At 41.0% G+C, this 6,210-nt stretch carries 4 protein-coding genes and 1 pseudogene; 1 reads left to right on the top strand and 4 read right to left on the bottom strand.

The genetic code is table 11. From position 1 onward, the window contains the following. Positions 1 to 285 precede the first annotated feature (285 nt). The 4 genes from AC5FEC_RS10155 to AC5FEC_RS10170 form a co-directional block, all read right to left on the bottom strand. Positions 286 to 978 carry a phosphoglycerate mutase gene (locus AC5FEC_RS10155; RefSeq protein ID WP_234550041.1) on the bottom strand — a complete coding sequence of 231 codons (693 nt, stop codon included), beginning with the start codon at positions 976 to 978 and terminating at the stop codon, positions 286 to 288. 179 nt (positions 979 to 1,157) lie between these two features. Beyond that, positions 1,158 to 1,610: a Fur family transcriptional regulator gene (locus AC5FEC_RS10160; protein ID WP_037614372.1), complete on the bottom strand. Its 453-nt coding sequence runs from the start codon at positions 1,608 to 1,610 to the stop codon at positions 1,158 to 1,160. Between the two features lie 178 nt (positions 1,611 to 1,788). Then, on the bottom strand, positions 1,789 to 3,363 hold the full coding sequence (cshA, locus tag AC5FEC_RS10165; RefSeq protein ID WP_493662102.1) for a degradosome RNA helicase CshA: 1,575 nt from the start codon (positions 3,361 to 3,363) through the stop codon (positions 1,789 to 1,791). 702 nt (positions 3,364 to 4,065) lie between these two features. Further along, positions 4,066 to 4,521 (bottom strand): SP_0198 family lipoprotein, encoded by a 456-nt coding sequence (locus tag AC5FEC_RS10170; RefSeq protein ID WP_304948734.1) that lies wholly within the window; start codon positions 4,519 to 4,521, stop codon positions 4,066 to 4,068. A 676-nt stretch (positions 4,522 to 5,197) separates the two neighbouring features. Here AC5FEC_RS10170 and AC5FEC_RS10175 point away from each other — a divergent pair. Continuing rightward, a pseudogene (locus AC5FEC_RS10175) lies at positions 5,198 to 6,210 on the top strand (ISL3 family transposase); the annotation flags it as partial.

Here is a 6,210-nt window from a genome sequence, read left to right on the forward strand (position 1 = left end):
AGATTGATAGAGAACATCCATTGTGATTCCCTCCATTTATAAAGTCAGAGAGCTTGTCTACCGATAACATTGTCGTATTTTTATACTCATGCTCAAGGCGATATTTTGGGGTACTCGTCGGTAGAGTGGATTAGTTTGTCCCGCGAAAGTGATATTCAAGAAATTATCAACCACAAAGCCCTCACTTATATTATACTTCTAAATGAGGGCTGTTTTCTTTATTTTCGTGTTTCTGTGGGTGACGGCTATGTCGTCATGGCTGTCTGTCCCACTCTCTTGTACTTCTTATTTTCCAAGATAGTATTCTTTTACTACGTTTAATTTTTCATCAAACTCAAATACAAGAGGAGGGAAGTTTGGAATTTCTACTCCCATGATTTCATCATCAGACAATTGTTTGATGTGTTTTACAAGAGCGCGGATAGAGTTTCCGTGTGCACCAACGAAGACATTTTTACCATCTTTAAGAGCTGGAGCAATTTTATCTTCCCAGAAAGGAAGAGCACGTTCCAAAGTAACTTTCAAGTTTTCAGCATCTGGTACCACTGTGTCATCAAGATTAGCATAACGGCGATCGCTGTGAGCTGAATATTTATCATCTCTGGCCATATCTGGAGGCAAGACATCATAAGAACGACGCCAAATGTGAACTTGCTCGTCACCAAATTGTTCTGCTGCTTCGGCTTTGTTTTTACCAGTCAGACCACCATAGTGACGTTCGTTCAAGCGCCATGATTTTTCAACTGGTACCCAAAGTTGGTCTGAATATTCAAGAGCCAAATTAGTTGTTTTAATAGCACGTGTCAAAACTGATGTGAAAGCAATATCAAACTCAATTCCCGCTTCTTTGATCAACTTACCAGCGTCGATTGCTTGTTGGGTTCCTTTTTCAGAAAGGTCCACATCAGCCCAACCAGTGAAGAGGTTTGCTTTGTTCCATTCAGACTCACCATGGCGAGCAAAAACTAATTTTACCATTAGAAGTTCTCCTTTTATTTTCCGAGGTTGTCCTCGTTTATCTATTCTATTTTACAAAATTTTTCGTTAAAAAGCTAGTCTAAGTAAGAGAAACATAAAAATTTCACAAATGAATAAGCTAGGTAAAGAAAAACTTTCCTAAACAAAAAAGAAGTTTCAAAATGAACTTCTTTTCAATTTTATCCTGCTTGAACAATTTGCTCCTGACAGGCTGGACAAATTCCATAAACTGTTGTCTGAGCATTGGTAATTCGATAGCCAGTTTGTTTTTCAACTTCCTCTTTGACATCCGGTAAATTAAGGTCCATATCAGCAATACGACCGCATTTTTCACAAATCACATTGAGATGCTGATGTCCCATAAAATCAAAATAAGTCGTTGTATCATTACGGACTTTAAGCTCTGCCACAAATCCCTCATCAATCAGAACTTTAAGATTATTGTAGACAGTCGCCAGACTCATGTGCGGAAATTCTGGCAACAAAGCCTGATAAATCATCTCGGCACTAGGATGATCACTGCTATTAATCATAAAAGCAATAACTGCTTTTCTGGTTTCAGTAAGCCGAACACCCTTCATTCGCAGATGTTCTGTCACTTCCTGATAATACTTTTCATTCTGTTGGTTCATCATATATTCAACTCCATACATACCATTAATAATCTCATTCCATTATACCACGACTGAAAAAAGTTTACTATTAAGAATGATTGTAAATAAAGCAAAATTCACAAAATTTTTTCAAAGCAAAAAGAGAGCGATATTCGCTCTCCCACTATTAGTAGCCTCTACAGCCGACAAGCATCCATTATTTGTCGCCCTTGTTACGGATGACAAAGCCTGTTTTCTTTTCGCTAGAAGTACGGTGCGGACGCTTGTTCCCTCTGCTTTCGAAATCACGACTATTCTTGTTTGACTTGCGTTTAAAGTCACGACGGCCTCCATCTCGGTCTTCGCGTCCACCTCGACGATCACGACCTTGGTCACCTCGACGACCGTTGCCACGGCCGCTCTTCCCTTTACCGCCAAAGCCACCGCCAGACGGTTTAAATGGCAATGGTTTTTCACGGGCAATTTCTACTTCAGGAAGAGTATCTGGATCTTGCACCGTCAAGCTGAGAATATACATGGCCAGCTCTTCTGGGCTGAATTCTGCTGCCAGCTTACGGGCATCCTTGCCAAATTTCTCAAAGTTAGAACGGATGCTTTCATCAGCAAAATCGCGCTCAATCTTCTTAAGAGCCACTTTTTTCTTAGCTTGGAAAGCTTCCTCTGCAGTAGCTGGCTTAAGGCCTTTCATGCGCTTCTTGGTCAGATTTTCGATAATCTGCAGATAACCCATTTCATTTGGTGCTACGAAAGTAATAGACTGACCTGACTTACCAGCACGACCAGTCCGACCAATCCGGTGAACATAGCTTTCTGGATCCTGAGGAATATCGTAGTTGTAGACATGGGTCACACCAGAAATATCCAATCCACGCGCTGCCACATCTGTCGCCACCAAGACATCCAGATTGCCATTTTTAAAGTCACGGAGGACACGAAGACGCTTGCCTTGGTCCAAATCACCATGGATACCCTCTGCTCGGAAACCACGAATTTTCAGGCCACGAGTCAGCTCATCCACCCGACGCTTGGTCCGACCAAAGACGATAGACAGCTCAGGCTGCTCCACGTCCATCAGGCGAGTCATGGTATCAAATTTTTCATTTTCTTTGACACGGATATAATACTGATCTACCAGCTCTGTCGTCAGCTCCTTAGCTGCAATCTTAACGTGCTCAGGCTCTTTCATAAACTGCACACCGATACGCTTGATAGCATCCGGCATGGTCGCTGAAAAGAGTAAGGTCTGACGTTCTTCTGGCACACGAGAAATGATAGACTCAATATCTTCCAAAAAGCCCATGTTAAGCATTTCATCCGCTTCGTCCAAGATCAAGGTTTCAATCTGATTCAGCTTAAGTGCTTTGCGTTTGATTAAATCCAAAAGACGGCCAGGTGTTCCTACGACGATATGGGCACCAGATTTGAGGGCCTTAATTTGCTTTTCGATGCTGGAGCCACCGTAGACAGAACGTACCTTGACCCCCTTGCTGCGGCCAAAACGGAAAAGCTCTTCCTGACTCTGCACGGCCAATTCACGGGTTGGAGCTATAATCAATGCTTGCACAGCAGGATTATTTGTATCAATCTTCTCCAGAGTTGGAAAGCCAAAGGCTGCCGTCTTTCCTGTCCCTGTCTGGGCCTGACCGATAACGTCCTTACCTGCCATGGCAAGTGGAATCGTCTGCTCTTGGATAGGGCTTGCTTCTACAAAGCCAGCTTTTTCAATCTCTGCTAGTAATTCAGCAGATAAATGTAATTCATTAAATTTCAATGTTCTTCTTCTTTCTAAAGGCGGTGCGAAGCCACCTTATAAGGCATTTTTACTCTTTGAAAATCAGTCAAAAGGCTAATAATCTCTAAGCATTAGCTAATTCTCAGGAGAATGATAGGTCGTTGATTAGCTGGATATTTTGTATCCTTTTATTATATCTGCAACCCGCGTTGCTGGTTCTCATTCTTTGAAAATCAACTTAGTTACTTGCAACTTACCCAGTATACCACAAAGTAAAGTCAAAAGATAGGAATTATACGCAAGATTTTGTTTATATTGGAAATTTTTTGAAACTTTTTTGAAAATATACCTCTAGTTTCATACAAAAATACAAGAAAGAGAGGAAAAGATGCCAGCCTACTTCTTCTTAAAAAATATCCTCCAATTCAACTCAATTTCAATCTAGTCTTTCTTCCTCTGGAAAGCACCACCCTGTCGCCCCTCTCCAGCTTATCTGGAAAAAGCACATCCCTCCCACCGCTCCTACCCAAGTTTTTCTGGATGAAGTTGAAGTACAAGTAGAAATGAGAAAGTTAGACGATTCAGAATAGAAACACCTTCCAATAAAATCAGATAAAGAAAAAGAAACAAGCAAGTGCTTCAGTTCATAGACTGACACTTATCTTGTTTCTTTTTTCTATACGTTTAGCATCCGCTATCAGCCCGGCTCATCCAGTTGTCTAGAGCAGGTTGAGAAACGGTTTACTGCTTGGTAAAGGTCAGAGTATCCGGATCATCATCCAGTTCGTCTACAATCAGCTGATTACCATTTTGGCGATAGCTTTTAACATCGTCACCGACAATCAATCTTTGATTAACTGTATCTACTTGTACCTGCTTAATTTCCTTACTGCCATCTACCTCGGTTTCCGTCCAAGTACCAGTCTTACCATTAATTTCTAGGACATATTGGTCACCATCATAGTCGCTTGCCTGATAGCTTCCGTCTAGATTACTAGTCTGACCTTCATTGGGTGAAGAAGTCTGACTAGAGGAAGATCCTGTCGAAGAGCTAGTTGATGACTGCGAAATCTTGTTTTGCTCAGACTGGGTCGAAGTGGTATTTCCTCCCTGATTCGCATTACTTGAGCAAGCAGCTAATAGGACTGCTAGTGTCAGAGATAGAATTCCGATAAAGGCTTTTTTTGAAATAGTCATATCGCTTTCTCCTTTTTCTACAAATGTAGTTTACATTCCTATTCTACACTTGTCTGTATCATTTGTCAAGAATTTGCTATTCTCTCTGAAAAATGTCCGGATAGTAAGCAGATGAGCTGTGACATAATCAATAGCTCACATCAATTACATTTGATTGTTGTTTTCTTGCTTCCTTTCAAACCCCAATTGCTCATTATAAGAATCTACAGTAGCTTGTAACCTTTTCTGCTCTTCTTATAAGGTTTCATCTTCAGGTATATCAATTAAGCCATTCATCATTTTAGCTTTCTGGATTATCATCGGACTCTCATGTAACTTTTCTTCTTTTCGCTCGGATTTCAACCGTTCTAAGCCATTACTATAGCTATCACCACTGCTGTTTAGTGATTAAATTGCTCCGATGATAAGCAAAAATCCCAATAAGCTCATCCCACATAATTTCTCTTATCTTCCATAGCAATTTCCTTTATGTTAAGCTTGAATACTATAAATGATGGCTTTTATAAAGTGCTATTCATTGAGAAAAGCAGCCCCAAAGGACTGCTTTTTTTAGGCTCTATAATTTCTGTAGTGGGTAAATCCACCGCAGGGATTATGGAGCCTATTTTGTTGTAGAAAAAAAAGTCCCATAAGACCTATAATGAAAAGCAACGAAACCATCATTAGAAAGAATCTTATGGAACAATTAAATTTTATCACAAACCTACTCGAAATTAAATACAAAAATATCATCATTCTAGATTACAAGGACTCGGGGACTCATAAAGAAATCTTCTCCAAGCTAGATTATCCTGCTCCTAAATGCCCTCACTGTCAAGGACAAATGGTTAAATATGACTTCCAAAGAAAATCCAAAATCCCCTATCTAGAGTGTGCGGGATACAAAACGCTGATTCGGTTAAAGAAACGCCGTTTCCGCTGTCAGGATTGCGGGAAAGTAGCTGTCGCAGAAACGTCCTTAGTCAAGAAGAATCACCAAATCGCAACCATCGTCAACCAGAAAATCGCTCAAAAATTGATCGAGAAAGTCCCTATGACGGCCATCGCTGAAAGCTTAGCAGTTTCCACGTCAACCGTCATTCGTAAACTGAAAGAGTTTAAATTTAAGGCAGATCTCAACTATCTTCCAACTCACATGTCTTGGGAGTGAAACAGTCTGGGGAGAGACTGTTTCAGCTGGCTTCAAGAAGGGAAAGATGAGCTTCATTGCGCAGGATTTTGACTCGCTTAAGGTCATCACAATTCTGGACGGACGAACGCAAGCAACCATTCGCAATCACTTTCTGCGCTATTCCAGACAGGTCCGAAACGGCGTTAAAGTCATTACCATGGACATGTTTAGTCCCTACTACGACATCGCCAGACAACTCTTCCCTTCCGCGAAAATCGTTCTGGATCGTTTTCACATTGTCCAACACCTGAGCCGGGCTATGAACCGTCTTCGCATCCAAATCATGAATCAATTTGAGAGAAAATCTCACGAATACAAGGCTATCAAACGCTACTGGAAACTGATCCAACAAGATAGCCGTAAACTCAGTGATAAACGCTTTTATCGGCCGACTTTTCGCATGCATTTGACCAACAAAGAGATTCTGGAAAAGCTGCTCTCTTACTCTCAAGAACTCAGAGAACACTATGACCTCTACCAACTCTTGCTTTTTCATTTTCAAGAGAAACAAGCTGAAC

Source organism: Streptococcus sp. STC1396 (genome assembly GCF_058933875.1).